Genomic DNA, 22,101 nt, shown 5'->3' with positions numbered 1-22,101 from the left:
TCTCTCCGCCTCTCTCTGCAAAATCCTAATCCGTCCACTCGCGCCGCAGCCTTTCCCGGTTGAGGGCGAGCCACTGGAGTCCGAGGATGGGAATCCCCGAGTTGATCTCACCGCTTTCCACCTTGGCGAAAGCGTCTTCGAAGCTAAAGACATGCACCCGGATGTCCTCGTCCTCGGCGTCGAGGCCGTGGATGCCGTCGGCCCGGGTGGCGTCCACCCGGGCGCAGAACAGGGTGATCTTCTCCGACGTGCCGCCGGGGCTGGTGTAGAACTCGGTCACCCGAAGCAGCTTTTGAATCGTACAGCCGGCTTCCTCCCAGGTTTCCCGGTGGGCCACCTCCTCCGCTGTTTCGCCCGGCTCGATGGCGCCGGCGACGATTTCCAATATCCATTTGGCGTCTTGGTTTTTCACGGTGCCGACCCGGAATTGCTCGATCAATACCACTTGATCGGTGATCGGATCGTAGGGCACCACCGCCACGCAGTTACCGCGGTGAAACAGTTCCCGGGTCAGGACCGGGCTCCAGCCGCCATCGAACAGGGTATGGCGGAGACGGAATTTGAACAGGCTGAAAAACCCTTGATAGGCGGCTTCTTCTTCCAGGATTTCGTAAGCGAATTCTTGCCGAGACATATCCCTCCTTTCGATGGCAGCTCAAGCTAGATCGGGCTGGGCAAAACCACTTCCCAACAGGCGCCGCCCCATCGGCTTTCCCGATAGCGCAGGGTTCCTTGGTGGAGACGGACCAGTTCGTGGACCACGGCCATGCCGATGCCGTGACCTTGAGTGGACTGATCGGCGCGAATACCCCGTTTCAACACCTCGCTACGCCGGGTTTCCGGAATCCCCGTTCCGTCGTCCTCGACCACCAGGTGCAGTTCGGGGTGATTTTGCGCGTCGGCCGGCTCGGTGGCAACCTGTACTCGGACCTTCCCTCGGCACCACTTGTAGGCGTTTTCCATCAGATTGCCGGCCAATTCGTAGAGATCGCCTTCTTCCAAGAAACTTTGCGCTTCCCGGTCTCCTTCCAGGGAGCAGTGGAGGTTTTTACCCACGTAAACTTTGTCCAGGCCGGCGCGAATCCGTTCCAGCACCGGCCACACCGCCACCGGCCTCAGGGTGCCGTGGCCGCCGCGGGCCGCGGCCCGCTGCAGTTGATAGTCCACCAGCATCTGCATTCGGTCCACCTGTTCGATCAACAAGGTCCGGGACGAATCGGGTAGGGGTTCGTTTTGGCCCAGGCCGCGCAGCACCGCCAGCGGGGTCTTGAGACTGTGAGCCAAATCGGCCAGGGTATTGCGGTAGCGCTCCAAATGGGTGCGACCGCTGTGCAGCAAGGCGTTGAGATTGGCCGCCAGGCGGTTCAATTCTCTGGGGTAGGTCCCTTCCAGGCGCTCCTTGCGGCCGGCTTCAATGGCTTCCAGGTCTGCGCTGATGGTGTGCAAGGGGCGCAAGCTCCAACGCAAGATACCCGCCTGGAAGATCAGCAGAAAGATGCCGGACCCGCCCAACCACATCCATAGGGTGCGGCGGAAATCGTCCACCTGGTGAGCCAGGGAATCGGCGTCCGCGGCGACCGCCAGCACCAAGGGAAAAGGCGGACCACTGACGGTCTCCCAAGTGACCCCGTAATATAAAATCCATAGATCCCGCTCCTCCCCTCCGTGGAGAAACACGACTTCGCCGCTCGCCGGTTGTCGGGGTGGAATCTCCAAGCCCAAGGCCGAAGGAGAGCGCCACACCGTCCGGCCTCGCTTGAAGATAAAGCCATACAAGCCGGAACCCGGATTGGAAAAGCGGGCGTCCGGTAGGTGTTGGGGAAGCCGTGGGTGGCCCCGCCGGTCCACATCGATGGCCGAGAGGAGGGCATAGATATGGACTTGGAGTTGGTCCTGCATGGCCTTGTGGGCGGAATCGCGAAAGGCCCGTTCCAGGGCGATGCCGGTCAGCCCGAAGAAGGCGGCCAACACGAGGCCCGCGGCGAGCAGCAGACGCAGGCTCAGGGAGCCGCGTTTCATTTTTCTTCGAACGCCCAGCGGTAGCCTCGCCCACGCAGGGTTTCGATGGGTTTGAGGGTGCCGTCGGGGTCGAGCTTGCGGCGCAGGCGGCCGATGAACACTTCCAACACGTTGCTGTCGCGCTCGAAGTCCTCGTCGTAAAGGTGCTCGCTCAGTTCCGTTTTGGACAGCACTTTGCCCGGATGGAGCATCAAATACTCCAGCACCTTGTATTCGTATGCGGTCAGTTCCACCGGTTGGTCGCGGAAGCGGACTTCCTGGGCGGTCGTGTTCAGTGCGTAAGGCCCGTATTCCATTACCGGATGCGCCTTGCCCGCCGCCCGTCGGATCAGGGCGTTGATGCGGGCCCACAATTCCTCGTAATGGAACGGCTTGACCAGATAGTCGTCGGCGCCCGCTTCCAAGCCTTCCACCTTTTCCTGCCAGCGGCCGCGGGCGGTCAAAATCAAGACGGGAAAAGTTCGATTCTGGGCGCGCCAGCCCCGGATCAGCTCCAATCCGGAAAAATCCGGCAGTCCCAGATCGACGATCGCCACGTCGATGGGAAATTCGTCGCCGAAATAGCGCCCCTCTTCGGCGGTGGCGGCGGTATCCACGGCGAAGCCCTTGTGACTGAAATATTGATGTAACTGCTGGGCCAAAGAATGTTCGTCCTCGACAATCAAAATCCGCATCGCTTGTCCTCGCTGGCCGATTGCCGCCACCATATCAGATCCCGGCCGGATCCGCAGCATGGCTTAACCGACGCGACTGGACTATGCTGTAAAAATAACCCGGTATGAGAGGTGATAAAATGCTTGAGCGTCAAGGCGAACGCCGCCGGTTCATCCGAATGCAGGCCCGGTGTAAAATGACCTATCGATTTCCCCAGTCCCCCGAGACATTTGAGGCCACGTGCCACAACCTCAGCGGCGCCGGGGTGATGTTTACCTCCTCCCGCCCCATCGAGCCAGGCAACGCTTTGGAGATCAAGATTACGCCGGTGACGTCGGCGACACCGCCTTTGGAAGCGTTCGTGGAGGTGCTCAGGGTCGAGGAACGGGACGGGGAGTACGAAATCGCCGCAGAGATCAAAGGCATTAAAGGTTAAACAGAAGAGAATTTTATGGGTATCTACTCCGTCACCAAGGAAGTCCGGTTTTGTTACGGACACCGTCTGATGAACCATCCCGGCAAGTGCCGTCATCTTCACGGCCACAGCGTCAAGGTGGCGGTAACGGTCAGTGCCGTGCAATTGAACGACCAGGGAATGGTTTGCGATTTTTCCGATTTGAAACAAGTCGTGGCCGACTTTGTCAATCAACGCCTCGACCACAACCTGCTGCTCCATGAGGGCGATCCCTTGGTGCCGATGCTGCGCGATGCCGGGGAGCGTTTTTGGGGGTTGTCCGACCATCCCACTGCGGAAGTCCTGGCGCGGATGGTCCATGATCATGTCAAGGAGCAAGGTTATCCGGTCGAGGAAGTCGTACTTTGGGAAACCGATGAAGCTTACGCCCGCTACCGAGAGTAATTCCCGATCATGTCGCAATTGAATCCGGTCAATAAATTTTGCTGCCTCCAGGAGATCTGCGAATCGAACTACCGCAAATTGCTCCGCCTGGTTCCCCGTTTGTCTTGTCTCGAGCGGCGCTCGGTGGCTTCACTCGGGGGTAAGCCGACGCTCCATCTCAGATTGGTGGAGAAGGCGCGCTACACGGTCACCTTGGAGCTGAGTTATTGCTTCCAGCACGGTCCCCGGCTCCTGTTCGAGCCCAAGTTGGTACTGAAAGCCTATCTGGACGCGGGCATGGTGGAGGTCTTGAGCGACGGCGAACGACCTCGGCAGGCGCTCAAAACGCCGGTGGACCGGGAGGTGCTGGAACACAAATGGCTGCTCAACTATTTTCTCGACAAATGGCTCGACCATTGTCTCTATCACGGCTATCGGTTCGCGGCGGTGGATGATCATTCCAAAACGGTTTATGCGGACGTTTAAGGGGGAGAAATGAAACGACGCCAATTTATTCAAGGTATGGGGCTGGGAGCCCTGGCAGGCACTAGCATGACGGTGCCTTCGGTGAGCTTGGCGAAAAAGAAATATCGCTGGAAGATGGTGACCGCCTGGCCCAAGAATTTCCCCGGGTTGGGGACCGGCGCGGAGCGGCTGGCTAAGCAAATTACCGCCATGAGCGGCGGTAGGATTCAGGTCAAGGTCTACGGCGCCAAGGAGCTGGTGCCGGCGTTCGAGGCCTTCGATGCCGTCTCTCGCGGTACCGCCCAGATGGGTCACGCCGGAGCGTATTACTGGAAAGGCAAGGGCGATGTGTTCCAGTTTTTTTCCGCGGTGCCGTTCGGTCTCACCGCCCAGGAAGTGAATGCCTGGCTGTACTATGGCGGCGGGATGGCGCTTTGGCGCGAACTGTACGCCCGCTTCAACCTGGTGCCCACCGCCGCCGGCAATACCGGCACCCAGATGGCCGGTTGGTTTAAAAACGAGATCCATTCGGTGGCGGATTTGAAGGGGCTCAAGATGCGGATTCCCGGTCTGGGGGGGGAAGTGTTCAAGCGCGCCGGCGGCACACCGGTCAATATCCCCGGCGGCGAACTGTTCACCGCCTTGCAATCGGGCACCATCGACGCCACCGAGTGGGTGGGTCCGTATAACGACCTGGCCTTCGGTCTCTACAAGGCGGCCAAGAATTACTACTATCCCGGTTGGCACGAACCGGGCTCGGTGATCGAATGCTTCATCAACAAAGAGGCTTTCGAGGCACTTCCCAAGGATCTGCAAACGGTGGTGTTGACCGCTTGCAAGGCCGCCAACCTGGATATGCTGTCGGAACTCACCGCGCGCAATCAGCAGGCGCTGGAGACCTTGGTGAACGAACACGAGGTAAAGCTCAAAGCGCTGCCGGACGATGTATTGAAGAAGCTCAAGGGGCTGGCGGAGGAAGTGGTGGCGGAAATCGCCGACGGCGATCCTTTCGCGCGCAAGGTCTACGATTCCTTCAATCGCTTCCGCAAGCAGGTTTCGACCTGGTCGGCGAGCGCCGACCAGGCGTTCATGGGGGCACGTACACTATGAGACCGTTCGTAGGAGCTACAAACTCAGGAACCGGTTTGTTGCAACGCCGTCAGGGTTTTTTCCAGGGCGGTTTTTTTTGCTTTGAGGCGATCACGGAAGTCTTGGGAGTCGGTGTCGCCGATTTCATAGCGCAGATCGGACAGATAACTTTCCAGCGCCTCGATGAGGTAGGTTTTTTCAGTCTCGTTCAGATCGAGCTGGATCATGGGCATGCTCCTTGGTGATTATTTTCTCTCGCGGGTTTTCCGGTCGCAGACCGTTTTACCGCGCCTATTCGGGAGCGTCAACCGGATTGCAAGGAGTGGGGTGTGACTGAACGACTCGATGCGGTGGTGCTGGAGACCGGCCCGGAACCCGATGCCTGCATTCTTTGGCTGCACGGCTTGGGCGCCGACGGATACGATTTCGAGCCGATCGCCTACGAGCTGCGGCTGCCCGGGGCGATCCGTTACGTATTCCCCCATGCCCCCACCCGGCCGGTCACCATCAACGGCGGCATGGAGATGCGGGCCTGGTATGACATCTTTTCACCGGATTTGCAGGGGCAAGTGGATGAGACCGGCATCGATGATTCCCGGGATTTGATCGACGTTTTAATCGACGATCAGATCGCCGCCGGCATCGATCCGGGGCGAATCGTTTTGGCCGGCTTCTCCCAGGGCGGGGTGATCGCTTTGGAAACGGGCGTCCGCCGTCATCCTTCCGTCGCCGGCATCGTGGCTTTGTCCACCTATGTGGCGCTGCCGGGAGCGTTGCCGGAAGTCGGTGGCGACGCGTTCCCTCCCATCTTGATGATGCACGGAAGCCAGGATACGGTGGTGCCCCTACCGGTGGCCGAACGAAGTCGGCTGCAATTGGTGCGGAAAGGCTATCCGGTGGAATGGCATGTGTTTTCCATGCCCCATTCGGTCTGCGCCGAGGAAATCGCCATTTTGCGCCGTTGGTTGTCGGCACGGCTAGGCTACGCTTGATTGAGCAAATGCTCCACCTGGCGTTTGTAGGCAAGCACGCGGACGGTATGGAAGCGGGCGGGATGGGAGAGGCCGAGTACCCTAAGCGGTACGTCGATGTCGCTTACGTAGCAGGGATATTCGGTGCCGCTGAGGCGGAGCTTGCGGATATAACGCGCCGTTTCGCTGAAGACCGCCTCCCCCAAGTCCCGGGAAGAAAATTCGCGCCCGTTGCAGACCAGGGTATAGCGAGGGGAAGCGTCGGGGATTTCCTCGGCATAGACTTGGACCTCGATCGAGGGCGCCGAGGGCGGTAGGAGGTCCAGGGTTCGTAACCGCCATTTTCCTTCCGTTCCGTCCAGCCAGGCGGATTCCACATCGCCGCTCCCCGGATAGCGTCGGTCCAACGCGGAGAACAAGGCGGCGTAACGCTGCCAAACCACCTTGGCGGGGGCCGCGTAATCCTGCTTATACAAGGCGCCGCGCTCGTCGAGTATCCAGACTTCCACCCCTCCGCCGCGCGGCCGGAGAAACAATTGCACCTTTCCCTGACGGTTGTGGCGATACAGGAATGGGAGCGGCGAGTGAGTCAGGGTTTGGGCGTCGAACGAAACCGACGAAAAGTCGGTCCGGTGCTGTCCCAAAGTGTCCAGCAAGGACGCCTCGTCGTCGCACTGCACCCAATTCAGTCGATGGTCCCGGGAGCGGATCAAATAGAACCGGTTGCCTCCGTGGAGCACAAACCAGTTTTTCGGCGTTTGCTGCAAGGCATGCTTTAGATCCCGATACAATCCGTCTACGCGCAGAGCGATGGTACGGGAGGCGAAGCAGTGAACTCGGAACTCGGTTTCCGGACCGCCTTGCTCGTAAAGACGGCAGAAACAGTCGAGCAGCCCTGGCAGGCCTTCATAGCGGTGGACCTGGATTTCTCCCCAGCTGTTGCGGGTGAGAACTTCCGCGTTGTGGATCAAGACATGGCGCTTGGCGCCGTAGCCCAAGGGATCGAAGCGCTCGCTGGCGATTTCGAATCCGCTCCGCCGGGGTCGGGCGGGGGCGTTGATATTGACGAACAGGGCGGCGGTTAAAAGGCGCGCCGGCCGGCGATAAGCGTCCAGGGGCGGCTCCCAGCGATGGGCCAGATAGCGGCGCGCGGTGTGGTTGAGAAAGCGCAATTCGGCGGTATCCAAAGGTAAGGGGCCGGGGAGCGGCGTCCATTGGCTGGCGGGAGGGCTGACGCCATTCACCTGGGCCCAGGCGATCACCTGGAGCAGATGGCGGGCTTGATGGAGGGGTTGGGGATGATAATTCGGAGGGCGGCCGCGGTACAGCCGCCATTGCCATCCGCCGTCCGCGGTTTGTTCCCGATTTAAGGCGAACGCCGCTTCCGGCAGTCCCCCTTCGGGCACCAGCTGCACCACGTCCACTTTATCGGGGCGCTTTTCCAGGGCCGCCCGGAGTTTGCGTCCCAGCAGCCGCAGCTCTTCTTGTTCCCGTCCTGGAACAGGATTGTGGCGAGAGGCGAGACGGCTGATCAGTTGATAGTTGCTTTCCAAGGTTTGGTTCAGGGTTCGCCATTCGACTTCCGCCTGCTCGATGCGTTGCAGACGGTTTTCGCCCTCTTTGAGTGGAAAGCGGGGATCCCAGCCCCAGCTTTGAAACAGCGCTGTCAATTGAGCGCGGTGCGCCGGTCGCTGCAATGCCGAGCGGGTCTTGATATAAAAACAGCGGCGGATCAAGGGAAGGAAGGTGGGTTGATCCTGGGTCAGCAGGTATTGCTCGACTTGCCGGTAGAGACAAAGATAGGGATCGATCGGTTCGGAGTCCAGCCGGCCGGCATAGACGGCCGACTTGATCGACGCTGCCAACCACCGGGGACGGGGATAGGCGGTGGCGTAATCGAGTAGAAGCTGGAGCTTGAGGAGGGCTTTGTAGGGAGAGTCGAGGGCCTTGTACAAATGCCAGAGTCCCGCGCTGATGAATTCAGCCGCGGGTACCCGGTCCAGTCCGCCCAGGTCGATGACCGATTCGGCGTCGACGAAGCGCCGATGGAGCAGGTAGTCGGCGTATTCCCGGTAATCATGTTCCTGTTGCGGCGGTACCAGCCACCACAGCAATTTGCGTCCGGCCAGCCATACCGCGGTGCGATAGAACTCTTCCAGCAGTAGATTGTGTTGGGTGGTGCCCGAGCTGGTGGGTGAGAGGGGGTCCAGCCGGCCTTGTCGGAAGCGCTCCGGGTCGATTGGAAAAAAATGGATCTCCAGTCCATGCTCGGCGGCCCAGCTTTCAATGAGTCCGCATTTGTTCTGCAATTCGTCCAGCTCGGCTGAATCTAGGTCGGAGCGGTGACAGACCCAGATGTCCAGGTCGCTGTCGTCCGAGTAGGCCACGCTGCCGATGCTGCCCATCAAAAAGAGGCCGAGGATCGGCGGGTCGAGGGTTCCCCGGCGACGGTAGTCGAAGCCGGAGGCGAGCCGCCTGGCCGCCTGACGCGCGGCGCTGGACGGGCGGTAATCGCTGACTCCGGCCGGTGCCTGTCCGCTACCGTAGCCGGGCAGGGCGGGATGGTTGCAGTGCAGCAGCAGAGGCAGGATTTCCAGGCAGTCGCGTTGCCGCGGGGTGAGCCAGGCATGCAAATACTGCAGGCGTTGGCGGTGGAGGTGCAGGAAGCGACGAATCAGAGTGTTGAGATCCTTGCGGCTGATTTCGCCGCCGGGAGGGTCCAGGCGGATGGCGCGGTGGGTGCGAAGAGGCAAGGGTCAGGAAAGCAAGGCGCTGAGATTGATTTCTTGGTCTTGCTCCACCCGCTTGAGCATTTTGCGCAGATCGTCGCCCTGTTGCCAGGCGGTGACGCCGTGGCGGAATTTTCCCTTGCCCTCATCGAGTCGGAAAGCGGCACGGTCGTCCAAAAACTTGCCCGCCAATTCCTTGGCGTCCTCCTCCAAAGTTTCCGGGAGCAACAACAAAAAAGTGCGCTCGTCGAGGACACCCACGTCATCCGCCCAGCGCAGATTGTCCTTGATCGCCTGACCGACGGATTCCATTTGTTTCCGGCGTGCTTCCGCCTCGCCGTCCATTTCCAGGGTCAGACGGATCACGGAAAGGGGGTTATGATAACGGCGGCTGCGGCTGATCTGCCGGTCCAATTCCTGGAGGATCGCACGCCGGTTTTTAAGGCGGGTGACCGGATCGATGGTTTCTATGGTTTGCAGGCGCCGGTGCAGCGCTTCGGCGGCTTCCTGGAGCTCGAGGTGTTCGGTCACGTCCTGATAGTAGACGACTTCCCCGCTCTGATAAGGTTCGATCCGATGGGATCGAAGTCGGCGAGGACCGTCGGAGCCGGGGAGGGTTACCAACGCGTTTCGCTCCTGACCGAGGGCGGTTTCCGGCAGCCGCCGGCCGATGAAGTCGGATTTGGCTTGTCCGGTCAGCGCCGCCAGGGTCTCGTTGATCCAAGCGATGCGTCCTTGCCGAAGAATCAGCACCCCCCACGGGGCTTGGTCCAGCGCCACCGAGAGGTCGTCTAAGGTTGCGATCATGATCAAATCCCCTGAACCGATGCGATATCAGTGAAAGTATGGCACAAATGTACAAATATTGGTCATTTGGTTTCCGCGCCATGCGTTTTCGATGGTCGGAGCAGGGCGCGGCCTTCCTCGATCGCTTTTTTGACCTGCCCGGGGGCGGTGCCGCCGTGGTGGGCGCGGGAAGCGACCGAGCCTTCCAAGGTCAGAATCCGATAGACGTCCGCCTCGATTTTATCCGACAGGGTTTGGAGTCGGTCCAAGGGCAGATCGGCCAAGTCGCAGCCTTGCTGCAGGGCCAGGCGGACCGCTTGACCGACGATTTCGTGGGCATCGCGAAAGGGGACCCCGCGGCGGACCAGGTAATCGGCCAGATCGGTGGCGGTGGCGAACCCCTGGCTCGCCGCTTGCCGCATCCGGTCGGGCTTGGCTTGAATATGGGGGACCATGTCGGCGAAGGCGCGCAGGCTGTTTAACAGGGTGTCCACCGTGTCGAACAGGGGTTCCTTGTCCTCCTGGTTGTCCTTGTTGTAGGCCAGGGGTTGGGCTTTCATCAAGGTCAAAAGCCCCATCAGGTGGCCGTTGACGCGGCCGGTTTTGCCGCGCACCAGTTCCGGGACGTCCGGATTTTTCTTCTGGGGCATGATCGACGAGCCGGTGCAGAAGGCGTCCGGCAGCTCCAGGAAATCGAACTGGGCCGAGGTCCACAGCACCAATTCCTCGGAGAAGCGCGACAGGTGCGTCATGATCAACGCCGCGCAGGCGCAAAATTCAATCGCGAAATCCCGATCCGAGACCGCATCGAGGGAATTGGAAGCGGGACGCTCGAATCCCAAAAGTTCGGCGGTGTAAGCCCGGTCGATGGGAAAGGAAGTGCCGGCCATCGCCGCGGCTCCCAGGGGCATGACGTTGACCCGGCGGCGACAGTCGAGCAGTCGCTCGCGGTCGCGCTGGAGCATTTCGAACCAGGCCATGAGGTGATGGCCGAAGGTAATCGGCTGGGCCACCTGAAGATGAGTGAAACCGGGCATGATGGTGTCGGCTTCGCGTTCGGCCAAGTCTAATAAAGCATTCTGAAGCCGACCGAGCTCGCCCAGAAGCCGGCCGATTTCATCGCGCAGCCACAAGCGAATGTCGGTAGCCACCTGGTCGTTGCGGGATCGCCCGGTGTGAAGTTTCTTGCCGGCCTCGCCGACGAGCCGGGTCAGGCGGGCCTCGATGTTCATGTGGACGTCTTCCAGGGTCACCGACCAGCTGAATTCCTCCCGCTGGATCTCTGCCAGAATCTGCTCCAGGCCGGATACGATCGCATCCCGTTCGGCCTGGGTGAGGACGCCGATCTTTTGGAGCATTCGGGCATGGGCGATGGAGCCTTGGATATCGTAGGGGGCCAGGCGCTTGTCGAAGTCCACCGAAGCGGTGAATTCTTCGACGAATCGGTCGGTGGGTTGCTCGAAACGACCGCCCCAGGGTTTTTCTGCTCCGCAGCTCTTCGAGTCGTTTTCTGTCATATCGATGGGTGGTGAAAGGATCAGAGGAAATAACTTATTATAGCTTATGCTCTGTCCGGTGGGTGACGGAGAGAGGCATCGGTGCTTAATTTCCCATCTTTCGGGTCGGTTTAGACAAGATCTTGCGGGAACGTTTATACTCGCGGTCATCCGAATTGCCATGGGAACCCTATTCGTGAAACAAACCCACACCGACGTGCCGCTCCACAACGCCCGCGCCCTGATCGTCGATATGGACGGCGTGCTTTGGCGAGGCAGCGAGCCGATGCCCGGCATCCGGGAGTTCTTCCGGACGCTGCGGGGGGCGGGAATGCCGTTCATTCTGGCGACCAACAACGCCAGTTCCACCCCCCGCAATTACGTGGCCAAGCTTGCCCGGATGGGCGTGGAAGTGCGCGCGGAGGAAATTTTGACCTCCGGCATCGCCACCGCCCGCTATCTGGCCGAGCACCACGATCCGGGGGCGACCAAGGTCTGTGTCCTGGGCGAGGAGGGGCTTCGTCAACCCCTGGCGGAGGCGGGTTTCATCCTGACCGGATGGCACAAGGAAACCGACGACTGGCGCGCGGATATCGTGGTGGTGGGAAAAGACGAGACCCTGACCTGGGACAAACTCGCCACCGCCACCTTGAATCTCAACGCCGGCGCCCGCTTCATCGGCACCAACGCCGATACCACCCTGCCCATGGAGCTGGGGTTCACCCACGGCACCGGCGCCATTCTGGCGGCCTTGATCGCGGCCACCGGCCTCACCCCGAGCATCATCGGCAAACCGGAACCGATCATGTATCGCCAGGCCTTGGGCCGATTGGGCGTCGAACCCCATGCGGTGGTGGCCATCGGGGATCGGCTCGAAACCGATATCTTGGGCGCGGTCCGAGCCGGCATCCGCAGTTTATTGGTATTGACCGGGGTATCCACCGAGGCGGACCTGAAGCGGGCCGAGTACCGGCCGGACTGGGTATTGGCGGATATCGAGGCGGTCACGAAAGTGTTGCAGGGACGGATGGAATTGGATTGAATGGGCAGCTATCAGCTGCAAGGAGAAACCCGATGAAAAAATTCATCAACCATGTTGATTCCCTGCTCGACGAAAGCCTGCGCGGCTTTGCCAAGGCCCATGCGGACCTGGTGGAAGTCAACCCCGAACCCTGCTTCATCAAACGCAAGCAGCCCGGAAATGCCGGCAAGGTGGCGGTGATTTCCGGCGGCGGCTCCGGGCACGAGCCCTTGCATAGCGGTTACGTCGGCCGGGGGATGCTGGATGCCGCCTGTCCCGGCCAGATTTTCACCTCGCCCGGTCCGGATCAGATGCTCGCCGCCGCCCAGGCTGTGGAGAATGGCGGGGGCGTGCTGTTCATCGTCAAGAATTATGCCGGCGACGTGATGAATTTCGAGATGGCCGCCGAGATGCTCGAATGCCCCGTCGAAACGGTGTTGGTTCAGGACGATATTTCCTTGCCCAAGGAACACGACATCGGTCGACGCGGCGTGGCGGGAACCCTGATGGTGGAAAAGATCGTGGGTGCGGCGGCCGAGGAGGGGGCCGATCTGGCCGCCTTGAAAGCCCTGGGGGATCGGGTGGCCGAGCGGACCGCCACCTTCGGCGTGGCCTTGTCCGGTTGCAACGTGCCGGCCCTGGGCGGCCCCACCTTCACCTTGCCGGCGGACAAGGTCGAACTGGGGGTCGGCATCCACGGCGAGCACGGTCGCGAACTCATGGATTTCAGCAGCGCCACCGAAATCGTCAAGCGGATGGGCGAGGCGATCGAGGATGAACTCCCCTTGAGCAAGGGCCAGCCGGTGCTGCTTCACGTCAACGGCCTGGGCGCGACCACCTTGATGGAACTTTATCTGGTCTACGAGCTGGCCTACGATTTCTGGAAACAGCACGGCTTGGATATTCGCCGCTCCCTGGTGGGCAACTACACCACCGCCTTGGATATGGCCGGCTGCTCCATCAGCTTGACCCTGCTCGAGGACGAGCTGACCCGGCTGTGGGACGCGCCGGTCCACACGCCGGGATTGCGTTGGGGGTGTTAGGTCGTTTGGCCGGTTAGGGCGTCGGTGATGGCGCAGATCATCAGCTGACTGGTGCGGGCGCCGGCATCCACGATGCCACGGGTGCGTTCCCCCAAATAAGAAGCTCGGCCCTTGGTGGCGAGGAGGTCGCGGGTCGATTCCATGCCCGCCACCGCCGCTTGTTTGACCTTTTCCGCCGCGTCCGTCGAGGGTTCGCCTCCCTGCGCCCCGGCGGTCAGCGCATTGGCTACCGGCACCAAGGTATCCACCATGGTTTTTTCCCCCACCTCCGTCTTGCCGCGCTTTTGCACCGCCGCCACCGCTTCGTTGAACGCGCCGGCGAACGCTGCCAGCGTCAAGGGAGTAGGGGCGACCGGCCGGTCGCCCCTATAGGCTTTGGCCAGGGCGACGAACAGCGTCCCGTACAAGGAACCGGAAGCGCCGCCGACGCTGGACATCACCGTCATGCCGATTGTTTGAAAGGCATTGCTCCAATCGCTTATCTGCGTCAGTTCGTCGCTTTTGGCGGTCAGGGCTTTGAGGCCGCGCTGCAGGTTGGTGACGTGATCGCCGTCCCCGAGCGTCTGGTCGAGGGCGGTGACTTCCTCGGCGTGGGCGTCGATGGCCTCGGCGGCGGCTCGAATCAGATCCGGCAGAATGGCGGGCGTCAAAGGCATGGGGCACTCCTTGTCGTAGTTATTCTTCGGCCCCGAGCATAGCGCGGCCGGCGCGGAAGTGTCCAGCGGTCGCCGGCGTGCGTATATCCGGGGGCAGGTAGGTTTGGCAGCGATACATCAGGACGTATAGGGCGAGAAATCCGGCCAGGGAAACCGAACCGCCGGCAATGACCGGCAGGTTCATGGGAATCAATAGCAGCGTGCTGACCCCCTCCACGGCGATCAGCGCCAAAAGCACCCGGACGATGATCGTGCGATTCAAAAGAGAGCACAGCATCGCTCCCGCCGGCGCGCCCACCACCACGACCGGAATCGCCGCCAGCCAATAGGCTTTCACTTCCTGGGAAAGTCCGCCGAGAAAGGTCAGTTGGAACGCGAACCCTACCAGAGCATTGATCGCCATCAACACCACCGAGGTGGGGGTGGCCACTTTCTCGCAGACCCTGAACAAGAGGACGATCAGGGAAAATACGACGATATCGATGCCATTGCCCACCAGTCCGCTCATGACTCCGCCGAGAAAACCGGTCGTCAGGAGGATGCCTTTTTCCTTGTGCCCGAACACCGGAAGCTTCTGGTGGCGAGCGGGGAAATGCCGATTCAATGCCCATAGAACGAAGGCGAAACTGGCGACCATCACCGTAAAGATGATTTTGGTCACCGCCGGCGGCAACTGGGGGGCGATGAGGGCGCTGCCCATGGCGATTCCCCCCGCGCCCCCCGCGCTAGCCCAGCGGATGACGCGCCATTCCAGCCGAATTTTCATCGCCAGAATCACCAGCGCGGCGGCGGTCATTCCGACGCTTTGGATGGCCAGGGAAAACACCCTGGCGTCCACGGGGGAAACGCTCAATACCTTGGTCAGCACCGGAAAGGCGACCGCGCCGCCCCCTTCGCTGGTGGCGCCGGCGATGAAGGAGCCGAACACCATGGTGAGGGCGATTTGCCAATGTTCCAGCAAATTCGCGAAAAGGGGGGCGCCGCCTCCCAAGCGGTACCAGCCGATCCATACGCTTGCGGCCACCACCAGGCTGAAGGCGAAGGATTTCAGAGACGCCATGACTGAGAGCGCGATGCCGCCGGCCTCCGCTAAGGGTTACGGCATCAATATTGATCGCAGACGTGGCGCTGCTTCATTTCCTCGGGGGTAGGGAAGTCGAATTTTGGCATCATGTTCGCCATCGTGGCGCTGCATTGGCGCATCTTTTTCATCTCCGCGTTGCTTTCGACCGAACGGCCGAATTCCAGGGCGCGATCTTGCGCCTGTTCCCGCCGGCCGGCCCGGCACAGGGTCTTGATTTCCCGCTCCACGGCCCGGGCCTCGTCGGCAAACCGATCCAGAGCGGCTTGGTCGATCTCGGCCATGCAAGCCTGCATCTTCTGCGCCTGCTGCATCATCTGCTGCATGTCGGCTTGGCTCATGCCCGGTTGCGCATAAATCCCGACGGGAAAACAGAGGAGCAAGAAAGAAATGAGTTTTTTCATGGGTTTGTTTTCCTTGTTTGAAAGTTTCGGCATTTGCTTCATTCCGCAACCTCATGCCAAGCTTCGGCGCGCCGTTCGGCTATCAGCTCGTCCACCATGCTAATCCCTTTGGGAATTTGAGAAAACATCTTCCACAGTCGATTCTCGATGGTCTCGCGCCGCTCGAACATGAAGCTGTCGCCTACCTTGCGAACCATCAATCGGTCACCCGGTTTCAGGTTCAATGCCCGAAGCAAGTGTGTCGGGACTACCACCCTTCCCTCGATGTCTATATGGACTTCGCTGCGTGATTCGTCGGTCGTCATGTTTTAATTCGTGCCCGATGGTTTGGAAGCCAGCCTATCAGCTGATTCGTTACCGGGAAAGGACGAGGTTGTTTCTCTCAACTGACGGAGAAACTCCGTCTCCCGGTGACTGGTCAATAGCAGCTTTTCGGTGGAACGGGTCATGGCTACGTAGAGGAGCTTGGCTTCCGCGATGGGGTCGGCTCCCTCCGCAGGCATAAAGCCGATGCCGGAGATGGCGACGACGGGAAACTCCAGCCCCTTGCTGCTGTGCATCGTCATCAGCTTGACGCTGTCGGTGGCCGTTTTGAATTGCTTTTTGGCCTTGCCGTTTCCCAGCCAATGGCAGGGAACGCCTTCCGCCTGAAAAGCTTGCTGCAATTTTTCACCCATCCAATGACTGCGGTAGGTCACGCACATATCCTGCCAGGGTATATTTTGTTCGGCGCGCAATTTATGCAGGATTCGGGCGATATAGTGCGCTTCCTGAGCGTAATTTTTAAAGGTTTTGATGACCGGAGGCGGTCCGTGGCGCCCCGCCGATTGCGGTTCCACCACGGGAACGTGATCCTCGTCCGGCTCGTCGGGGCTGAAGTAGCGACTGGCGAAGCGATAGGCGAAATCGAGGATCTCCTCGGTATTCCGGTAGTTGAGTTTGAGGATGGTGGTTCGGCCCCGCGCTTGAACGCCCACGCTGGAGAGGCTGAAGTCGAGGGTGTTTTTCTTGCTGTAGATGGATTGGGCGTCGTCGTACAGCAGCAGGAGGGAGTTCGTCCCCGGATCGACCATGCCGACCACCAATTTCAACCATTCCGGATCGAAGTCGTGTCCCTCGTCGATCATCACCGCGCCGTATTGGGCCTGGGGAATCTTGCCTTGCTCGACGGCGGCGATCACCCGTTCCACCAGTTGCTCCAAGTAGCCCGGTCCTGAGGCGGGGCGATCGATGCGATAGGTGCGCAGCTGTTCGCCGCACCAATCGTGAAAATGATAGACATTGACCCTGTCGTCGATTCCCCGCTCCGCCATCATTTCGCGCAGCCTGGCGGCCAAAGTGATGTTGTAGCAGAGTACCAGAATCGGCTTGTTCAATAGCTTGGCCAGGTAGAGGCAGCGATAGCCCAGGATCAGCGTCTTGCCCGAGCCGGCCACACCGTGGATGACCCGGTGGCCTTCCCCCAAGCTGCGGGCCAGCTGCTCCTGCTGCAGATCCATGACTTTGACGATAACCGGCACCAACGCGTCGAGGGGTTTTTCTTCGGCTTCAGGGGCAAACAGATCGTCCTGCTCGGCCGACCGGATGCGCACCTCGGGATACAGGTGCCAGCGGATGCGGTCGATTTGCGGCAGGGTCAAGGACCGGGGAAACTGAACGTTGAACATGTTCCACAGGCGCTCCTGGAAAGCCTCCGGATCCATGTTTTCCACCATGTCATCCTTGCAGAGGGTGTAATGCTCCGGCAGCACCTCGCCCAAGTCGGTGGAATCGAATTGCTTGCGGGTGATTTGGGTCAGCACCACGCCGTAGCCATAGGGAAAAACCAAGCGGCCTTGATAACGGCCCGATTGGGTCACCAGTTGCGGGTCTTTCTCCAATTGTTTGAGCAGTTGGTAGGTGCATTGGCGGGCCTGCTCCAGCGGGTTGCTGACGGTTTTAAGCCCTTGAGCCGTCATCAGCGTGACGGCGGCTTTGTCGATCTTCCGGATCGTATCCAACTTCCAGTCCTTGACCTCCAGCAGCAACAGTCCGCGCAAGGGATGGAGAATAATGAAATCGGTGTAACGCTGCCGTTTACCCACCGGCAATTCGTACCAACAGAGGTAGTCGTCTTCCAGCAGGGATTCCAAGCGCCGGGCGAAGCGCCTTTCTCCCGCCTGCATGCGGCTTACGCAACTATTGAGTGAGGGAATCAATTTGGCCATGGAATTGTGTTTCCACAAACACCTTGGTCGTTCTTCTGTCAAATTCTAGTTTAGCGCGACCCGGGGCATGGGTTCATCCGCTAATTCCGTCTCAATCCCATCGTGGTAGCGGAGCGAGGGCGGATTCGCCATCGATTCAGCAGAGCATTTATTCCGGGTGGGGTTATAATGAATTTTTATAATTAGCTGGCCGGTCCTCGTCCGGTTGGCTTACTGTGATCCAATCAGCAACAAGGAGCAGCATGAGTCGTTTGCCTAAATGCCCGAAATGCGGTTCGGAATATGTCTATGAAGACGGTACCACCTATGTGTGTCCGGAATGCGCCCATGAATGGGCGATCGATGCGGCGGCGGAAAGCGAAGAGCAAGCGGGCGGGGTGCGTGACGCCCATGGAAATTGGCTTCAGGACGGCGACACCGTCACGGTCATCAAGGATTTGAAGGTCAAAGGTTCTTCGTCGGTGGTGAAAGTGGGGACCAAGGTCAAAGGTATCCGGCTCGTCGAAGGCGACCATGACATCGACTGCAAAATTCCCGGAATCGGGAAAATGAGTCTGAAATCGGAGTTCGTGAAGAAAGCCTGATGGGGCGCACATTCGCGGATTGCGCCGGATACTCGAATTCCATCGCCAGCGGGGAGTACTTCAATGGATCCATTCATGCAAGCTGCGATCGAAGAGGCGGAACAGGGTTTTGAAGAGGGCGGAATCCCCATCGGCTCCGTTTTGGTTTATCGGAACAAGATGATCGGGCGTGGGCACAATCGGCGCGTCCAGAAGGGCAGCACGGTGCTACACGCCGAAATGGACGCGCTGGAAAACGCGGGACGACAACCGGCGAGGGTGTATCGGGAGTGCACCCTGTACACGACCTTGTCGCCTTGCTCCATGTGCACGGGGGCGATCCTGCTTTACGGCATTCCCAAAGTCGTCATCGGAGAGAACGCCACCTTTCTGGGAGACGAGGAGTTGCTGCGCTCGAGGGGCGTCCAGGTCGAAGTGCGGCAGGAGGCGCAATGCATCGACTTGATGTCCCGGTTTATTCAGGTTTCTCCGGAATTATGGAAGGAGGATATCGGCTCCGAATAGCATTGCTTATCATCTTATTGCTCCCGACTTCCTTCTTCCTCCAGAAAATACCATTGTTCGACCTGGAGCGGCGCGCGCCGGCTCGTGGTGCTTTCCGGGCCATAGTGCCGGGCCAGATAATCCAAAATGGCTTTTTCCGTTGCCTGATCCAATGGTTCCAGCCCTTGGGACTGCATGCTTTCGATGGTTTCCCGCCAGTTCTCCCGGCTGGCGCGTTGTTGAATGATGATGCGTTCCGAATGGCAGCGGATGCAATGCCGTTGGACGAGATCGGAGCCTTTGCCGGGGGCCAGTCCCCTTTCGGCCGAGGCCGATTCGATCGAAGCAAAACCGCTGGCAAGCAGCAAGCTCAGGGCGAGAAGCGAGCGAAAACGGGGATGAGTGTGCATTGTCATAAACCGGGTGGATTTAGAGGACCTTTACCGCAATTCGGTGGCAGGCGTTGTTGAGGTAGCCCTTGGGATTCCAACCGGGGACCACCATGGGTTGGGCGTTCCCTTCGCTGTCGGTGGCCCGCGCCCAGACTTCGTAATAGCCGGGGCCGGGAAAGTCGACGCGGGTTTGCCAATGCTGCCAGGCCAGCCGGTTCTTCGGCGCTTCAAGATTGCAAGGGCGCCAATGGACGCCGAAATCGAGGGAGATCTCGACCTTTTCCACCTTGAGGTCGCCGGCCCAGGCGTGGCCTCGCACGGGCAAGGACTGTCCCTGTTTCAGCATGGCGCCGGTTCGGGGATAGGTGATCAGCGATTTCACCGGCATGGATTCGATGATGCACATATCCTCGTCGGCCACTTTGGCGCCCGGTGCCACCGGCTGGCAGGGAACCCGATAGGATTTGCCGCCCATTTTGGCGCCGTCGTGGATTTTATTTCGGATCACGATTTTGCTCAGCCATTTGCCGCTGGTGGAGGCCGGCCAGCCGCCGCAGACCAGCCGCAAGGGATGGCCGTGGAGGGCGGGGATATCCTCTCCGTTCATGGCCCAGGCGATCAGGGTCTCGTCTTCCAGCGCCTTGGACATGGGCACGCCGCGGGAAATGGGATTTCTGGACGGATCGCCGCTGAGGTGATGGTCTTTTCCGTAATAGCCGATGTAGACTGCGTCGTCTTCGATCCCGGCCGCTTCCAGCACGTCGCGCAGCCGCACCCCGGTCCATTCGGGGCAGCCTATCGCGCCGGTGGTCCATTGGTTGCCGCCCACCGGTGGGTTGAATTCACTGCGGCCGTTGCCGCCGCATTCGATGACCAGTTGATAGGTATGATGCTGAAACTTTCGTTTTAAATCGGCGATCGAAAATTCCACCGATTGCCGCGCCGATTCACCGTCGATGACCAGGCGCCATTGCTCCAGGTCCACGCTGCTCGGCGGGATGCCGTTGTTGCGGACGAACAGTTTATCGGCGGGGGTGACGGCATCGTCGAGCAGATGGGGCGGGGTTTCGGCGTTGATCGGACGGTCGTTGAGAACGATCAAATCGGGATGTTTGCCGGGGATCTTGAAGGGATCGGTACGGTCGGCGAGCGCGGCCGGAATCAGTCCAGAAGGCATGAACTTCGCGAAGGGAATGGAGGCGCCCAGCGCGCTCCCCATGGCCAGCAAAGCGCTTTTTCGGAGAAACCCGCGGCGGCTGACCGGATCGGATTCCCTGCCCCAAAGCAGGCGGTCGGCGCGCTGCGGGTCTTCGGCGTAGAGGGCGTGGATGCCTCGTTCGGTGCGACGTGCTTTGCTCATGGGCGTCTCCTCCTTATTTGTCAGAGACAGTCTAGACGTTAGACGGCAGTGTACCGAAGGTTGCCGGGCGATTCCAACCGAATAAAAAAAGGCCGGCATCATGCCGGCCAAGTTAGCGCGGTATGGGCTAGCTATCAACGGGTTTGAAACGACAGGTTGATTTGATAAATGGTCGTGGTGCCGCTCACTTCGTTGCCGACCACCAGCAGCGGGCGCCGGTTGGGGCTGGCATACCAGGGAATGAAATGCAGCCCTTCGGGGCCGAGATCGCCGGCATTGGGAGCGTCGGCGAGACTTAAAAAGTCGCGGTGATTGAGGTAATCCTGGAACCGGGCGTTTTCCGGGTCGGTAATGTCGTAAACCATGATGCCGCCCACCCGCTCCAGGCCGACGAAGGCATAGGTGCGGCCGAGAATTTTGCCGATGGTGACGCCCTCCGGCTCCGGCCCCTTGTCGTCGCTGCGCGAGTCGAACGAGTCGTTGTCGTCATTGTTGCTGTTGAAAGAATCGGGCAGGCGATCGGCGATGATCCGTTCGAAATCGGCGCCGCTGTCATACACGAGATGCCCTTGGCTGTCCCAGATCGAGAAGGAGCGGGCGCCATAGGCATATATTTCGTCGATGTCACCGTCGCCGTCGGTATCGCCCAGGGTCGTGGTGGTCTTCAGCCGGCCGAGGTTCTCCTCCTTTTGCAGCTCGGCCGCATCGGGAAATGCGCCAGCGTCGAGATTCAGATCCTCGACGCGCGTCTCTTCGCTGAAGCCATCATAGTCGCGGGCGTCCCCCTCGTTGGCGGTGACCAGATAGGTGCGGCCGCGGCTTTGATAGCTGGCGATGGCGTCGGGCAGATACAAACCACGTACCGGCCAGTTGGCGATGTGGATGCCGTCGTCTTCGTTGCTGGCGTCCAGTTCATTGCCGGGCAAACTGTGGTCCTTGGTGCCCAGCGGCATAATGTCGGTGACTTCGGCGTTTTTGATGTCCACCACCGCCACGGCGTTGTTTTCCTGCAGCGTCACCCAAGCCGTGCGCGAATTGCGGGAAACGGTGATGTACTCGGGTTCCAGGTCCTGAGCCGCGCTCGCGCCGGGGCCGAAGACACGAACCCCGGCGGCGGTCAGGAAGGCTTTATCGAAGGCATCGAATCCGGCGGTTTGAACGGTCGCCCGGTGGACGCCTCGAGTGATATCGATGATGCTCACCGAGCCTTCGGGATCGATCGTGTAATCATCATTGGGCTCGCCTTCATTGGCCACCAAAACATGCCGCCCGTTGGGCGTGAAGGTAACCATGTCGGGGAGAGCGCCGACTTCGACGACATTCAATAATTCGAGATTGCCGGCGCGATAAAAGGCGACGAACCCATTGGCTTGTTTGTCGTTGTTTTCGATGGCGACCGCCACCAAGTCACCTTTAACCGCGACGCTGTTGGCGGACGCGCCGATGTCCTTGGCGTCGATCGCGCCGATCTTGAGGGGATTGGCCGGATCGCGCATGTCCAATACGTCTACGGTGGCATCGTTGGCGTTGACCACGAACAATCGTTGTCTGCGCGGGTCGTGGGCGACGATCTCGGCGGCGCCCTCGTCGAAGATTCCGGAAGCATAGGTGCCCAGAACCTCCAGACTGACGGAACGTTCCAAAGGCCTCGGATGATCGGGCTGGGCGAAAGGGGCGGTGGCCGAAGAGAACAAAATCCCGGCCAGGGCGAGCTTGATGGCTTTCACGGTAGACTCCCTAAATTGGCTGATTGTTATCGATGGGCGAGCAATGCCCGCAGCCAGTCAGCATAAATAGGGAATCTTGCAGACGTATTACGAATT

Annotated in this window: 24 protein-coding genes; 9 read left to right on the top strand and 15 right to left on the bottom strand. The window is 60.1% G+C overall.

What is annotated here, in order from left to right:
- Positions 1 to 25: 25 nt before the first annotated feature.
- Genes H035_RS0116200 through H035_RS0116190 form a run of 3 tightly spaced genes read right to left on the bottom strand, consistent with a single transcriptional unit; the run spans position 26 to position 2,693 of the window.
- Positions 26 to 634, bottom strand: a complete 609-nt coding sequence (locus tag H035_RS0116200; RefSeq protein WP_022950008.1) for an NUDIX domain-containing protein — start codon at positions 632 to 634, stop codon at positions 26 to 28.
- Between the two features lie 26 nt (positions 635 to 660).
- Positions 661 to 2,019 (bottom strand): ATP-binding protein, encoded by a 1,359-nt coding sequence (locus tag H035_RS0116195; protein ID WP_022950007.1) that lies wholly within the window; start codon positions 2,017 to 2,019, stop codon positions 661 to 663.
- Positions 2,016 to 2,693: a response regulator transcription factor gene (locus tag H035_RS0116190; RefSeq protein WP_026596724.1), complete on the bottom strand. Its 678-nt coding sequence runs from the start codon at positions 2,691 to 2,693 to the stop codon at positions 2,016 to 2,018. Before H035_RS0116190 ends, H035_RS0116195 begins: the two co-directional genes overlap by 4 nt.
- Positions 2,694 to 2,812: 119 nt before the next feature.
- Here H035_RS0116190 and H035_RS0116185 point away from each other — a divergent pair, with 119 nt between their 5' ends.
- The 4 genes from H035_RS0116185 to H035_RS0116170 are packed head-to-tail and all read left to right on the top strand — an operon-like array spanning position 2,813 to position 5,086.
- Positions 2,813 to 3,109, top strand: coding sequence for a PilZ domain-containing protein (locus tag H035_RS0116185; protein WP_022950005.1), 297 nt, complete (start codon positions 2,813 to 2,815; stop codon positions 3,107 to 3,109).
- A gap of 15 nt (positions 3,110 to 3,124) precedes the next feature.
- Positions 3,125 to 3,532 carry a 6-carboxytetrahydropterin synthase QueD gene (queD, locus tag H035_RS0116180; RefSeq protein WP_022950004.1) on the top strand — a complete coding sequence of 136 codons (408 nt, stop codon included), beginning with the start codon at positions 3,125 to 3,127 and terminating at the stop codon, positions 3,530 to 3,532.
- A gap of 9 nt (positions 3,533 to 3,541) precedes the next feature.
- Positions 3,542 to 3,997 carry a DUF1249 domain-containing protein gene (locus H035_RS0116175; protein WP_022950003.1) on the top strand — a complete coding sequence of 152 codons (456 nt, stop codon included), beginning with the start codon at positions 3,542 to 3,544 and terminating at the stop codon, positions 3,995 to 3,997.
- Between the two features lie 9 nt (positions 3,998 to 4,006).
- Positions 4,007 to 5,086, top strand: a complete 1,080-nt coding sequence (locus tag H035_RS0116170) for a TRAP transporter substrate-binding protein (RefSeq protein ID WP_026596722.1) — start codon at positions 4,007 to 4,009, stop codon at positions 5,084 to 5,086.
- Positions 5,087 to 5,109: 23 nt separating this feature from the next.
- On the opposite strand, the gene H035_RS0116165 is transcribed toward H035_RS0116170, so the two are convergent.
- Positions 5,110 to 5,292, bottom strand: coding sequence for a hypothetical protein (locus tag H035_RS0116165; protein ID WP_152486088.1), 183 nt, complete (start codon positions 5,290 to 5,292; stop codon positions 5,110 to 5,112).
- A 102-nt stretch (positions 5,293 to 5,394) separates the two neighbouring features.
- On the opposite strand from H035_RS0116165, the gene H035_RS0116160 reads away from it, so the two are divergent.
- Entirely contained in the window at positions 5,395 to 6,057 is a 663-nt protein-coding gene (locus tag H035_RS0116160) for an alpha/beta hydrolase (protein ID WP_022950000.1), read from the top strand.
- Here H035_RS0116160 and H035_RS0116155 read toward each other — a convergent pair.
- From H035_RS0116155 to argH, 3 genes are all read right to left on the bottom strand, one after another.
- Positions 6,048 to 8,789 (bottom strand): class I adenylate cyclase, encoded by a 2,742-nt coding sequence (locus tag H035_RS0116155; protein ID WP_022949999.1) that lies wholly within the window; start codon positions 8,787 to 8,789, stop codon positions 6,048 to 6,050. The two genes, H035_RS0116160 and H035_RS0116155, sit on opposite strands and share 10 nt — an antisense overlap.
- 3 nt (positions 8,790 to 8,792) lie before the next feature.
- Positions 8,793 to 9,572, bottom strand: coding sequence for a diguanylate cyclase (locus H035_RS0116150; protein WP_022949998.1), 780 nt, complete (start codon positions 9,570 to 9,572; stop codon positions 8,793 to 8,795).
- Between the two features lie 62 nt (positions 9,573 to 9,634).
- A complete protein-coding gene (argH, locus tag H035_RS20310; RefSeq protein WP_022949997.1) occupies positions 9,635 to 11,068 on the bottom strand; it encodes an argininosuccinate lyase in 1,434 nt (477 codons plus the stop codon).
- Positions 11,069 to 11,228: 160 nt separating this feature from the next.
- Between argH and H035_RS0116140 the strand changes: the two genes are divergently transcribed.
- Both H035_RS0116140 and dhaK read left to right on the top strand, forming a co-directional pair.
- Complete coding sequence (locus H035_RS0116140) at positions 11,229 to 12,089, top strand: HAD-IIA family hydrolase (RefSeq protein ID WP_022949996.1); 861 nt, start codon at positions 11,229 to 11,231, stop codon at positions 12,087 to 12,089.
- A 32-nt stretch (positions 12,090 to 12,121) separates the two neighbouring features.
- Positions 12,122 to 13,111 carry a dihydroxyacetone kinase subunit DhaK gene (dhaK, locus tag H035_RS0116135; RefSeq protein WP_022949995.1) on the top strand — a complete coding sequence of 330 codons (990 nt, stop codon included), beginning with the start codon at positions 12,122 to 12,124 and terminating at the stop codon, positions 13,109 to 13,111.
- Here the strand turns inward: dhaK and dhaL are convergent.
- From dhaL to H035_RS20300, 5 genes are read right to left on the bottom strand one after another with little or no spacing between them, the layout of a single operon-like run.
- Positions 13,108 to 13,767, bottom strand: coding sequence for a dihydroxyacetone kinase subunit DhaL (gene dhaL / locus H035_RS0116130; RefSeq protein ID WP_022949994.1), 660 nt, complete (start codon positions 13,765 to 13,767; stop codon positions 13,108 to 13,110). The two genes, dhaK and dhaL, sit on opposite strands and share 4 nt — an antisense overlap.
- A gap of 19 nt (positions 13,768 to 13,786) precedes the next feature.
- Entirely contained in the window at positions 13,787 to 14,827 is a 1,041-nt protein-coding gene (locus H035_RS20305) for a sulfite exporter TauE/SafE family protein (protein ID WP_022949993.1), read from the bottom strand.
- Positions 14,828 to 14,871: 44 nt separating this feature from the next.
- Positions 14,872 to 15,252: a hypothetical protein gene (locus H035_RS0116120; RefSeq protein WP_152486087.1), complete on the bottom strand. Its 381-nt coding sequence runs from the start codon at positions 15,250 to 15,252 to the stop codon at positions 14,872 to 14,874.
- Positions 15,253 to 15,290: 38 nt separating this feature from the next.
- Positions 15,291 to 15,557 carry an AbrB/MazE/SpoVT family DNA-binding domain-containing protein gene (locus H035_RS0116115; protein ID WP_022949991.1) on the bottom strand — a complete coding sequence of 89 codons (267 nt, stop codon included), beginning with the start codon at positions 15,555 to 15,557 and terminating at the stop codon, positions 15,291 to 15,293.
- 3 nt (positions 15,558 to 15,560) lie between these two features.
- A complete protein-coding gene (locus H035_RS20300; RefSeq protein ID WP_022949990.1) occupies positions 15,561 to 17,459 on the bottom strand; it encodes a DEAD/DEAH box helicase in 1,899 nt (632 codons plus the stop codon).
- A 242-nt stretch (positions 17,460 to 17,701) separates the two neighbouring features.
- Here H035_RS20300 and H035_RS0116105 point away from each other — a divergent pair, with 242 nt between their 5' ends.
- Positions 17,702 to 18,043: a zinc ribbon domain-containing protein YjdM gene (locus tag H035_RS0116105; protein ID WP_022949989.1), complete on the top strand. Its 342-nt coding sequence runs from the start codon at positions 17,702 to 17,704 to the stop codon at positions 18,041 to 18,043.
- Positions 18,044 to 18,118: 75 nt separating this feature from the next.
- Positions 18,119 to 18,547 (top strand): nucleoside deaminase, encoded by a 429-nt coding sequence (locus H035_RS0116100; protein ID WP_235044665.1) that lies wholly within the window; start codon positions 18,119 to 18,121, stop codon positions 18,545 to 18,547.
- Between the two features lie 14 nt (positions 18,548 to 18,561).
- On the opposite strand, the gene H035_RS0116095 is transcribed toward H035_RS0116100, so the two are convergent.
- The 3 genes from H035_RS0116095 to H035_RS20295 form a co-directional block, all read right to left on the bottom strand.
- Positions 18,562 to 18,936 (bottom strand): hypothetical protein, encoded by a 375-nt coding sequence (locus tag H035_RS0116095; protein ID WP_022949987.1) that lies wholly within the window; start codon positions 18,934 to 18,936, stop codon positions 18,562 to 18,564.
- 19 nt (positions 18,937 to 18,955) lie between these two features.
- Positions 18,956 to 20,278: a sulfite oxidase gene (locus H035_RS0116090; RefSeq protein WP_022949986.1), complete on the bottom strand. Its 1,323-nt coding sequence runs from the start codon at positions 20,276 to 20,278 to the stop codon at positions 18,956 to 18,958.
- A 134-nt stretch (positions 20,279 to 20,412) separates the two neighbouring features.
- Entirely contained in the window at positions 20,413 to 22,005 is a 1,593-nt protein-coding gene (locus tag H035_RS20295) for a choice-of-anchor I family protein (RefSeq protein ID WP_022949985.1), read from the bottom strand.
- Between the last annotated feature and the right edge of the window lie 96 nt (positions 22,006 to 22,101).

This window comes from Methylohalobius crimeensis 10Ki, assembly GCF_000421465.1.
Lineage (GTDB): Bacteria > Pseudomonadota > Gammaproteobacteria > Methylococcales > Methylothermaceae > Methylohalobius > Methylohalobius crimeensis.
This window is presented reverse-complemented; position numbering and strand designations above follow the sequence as displayed.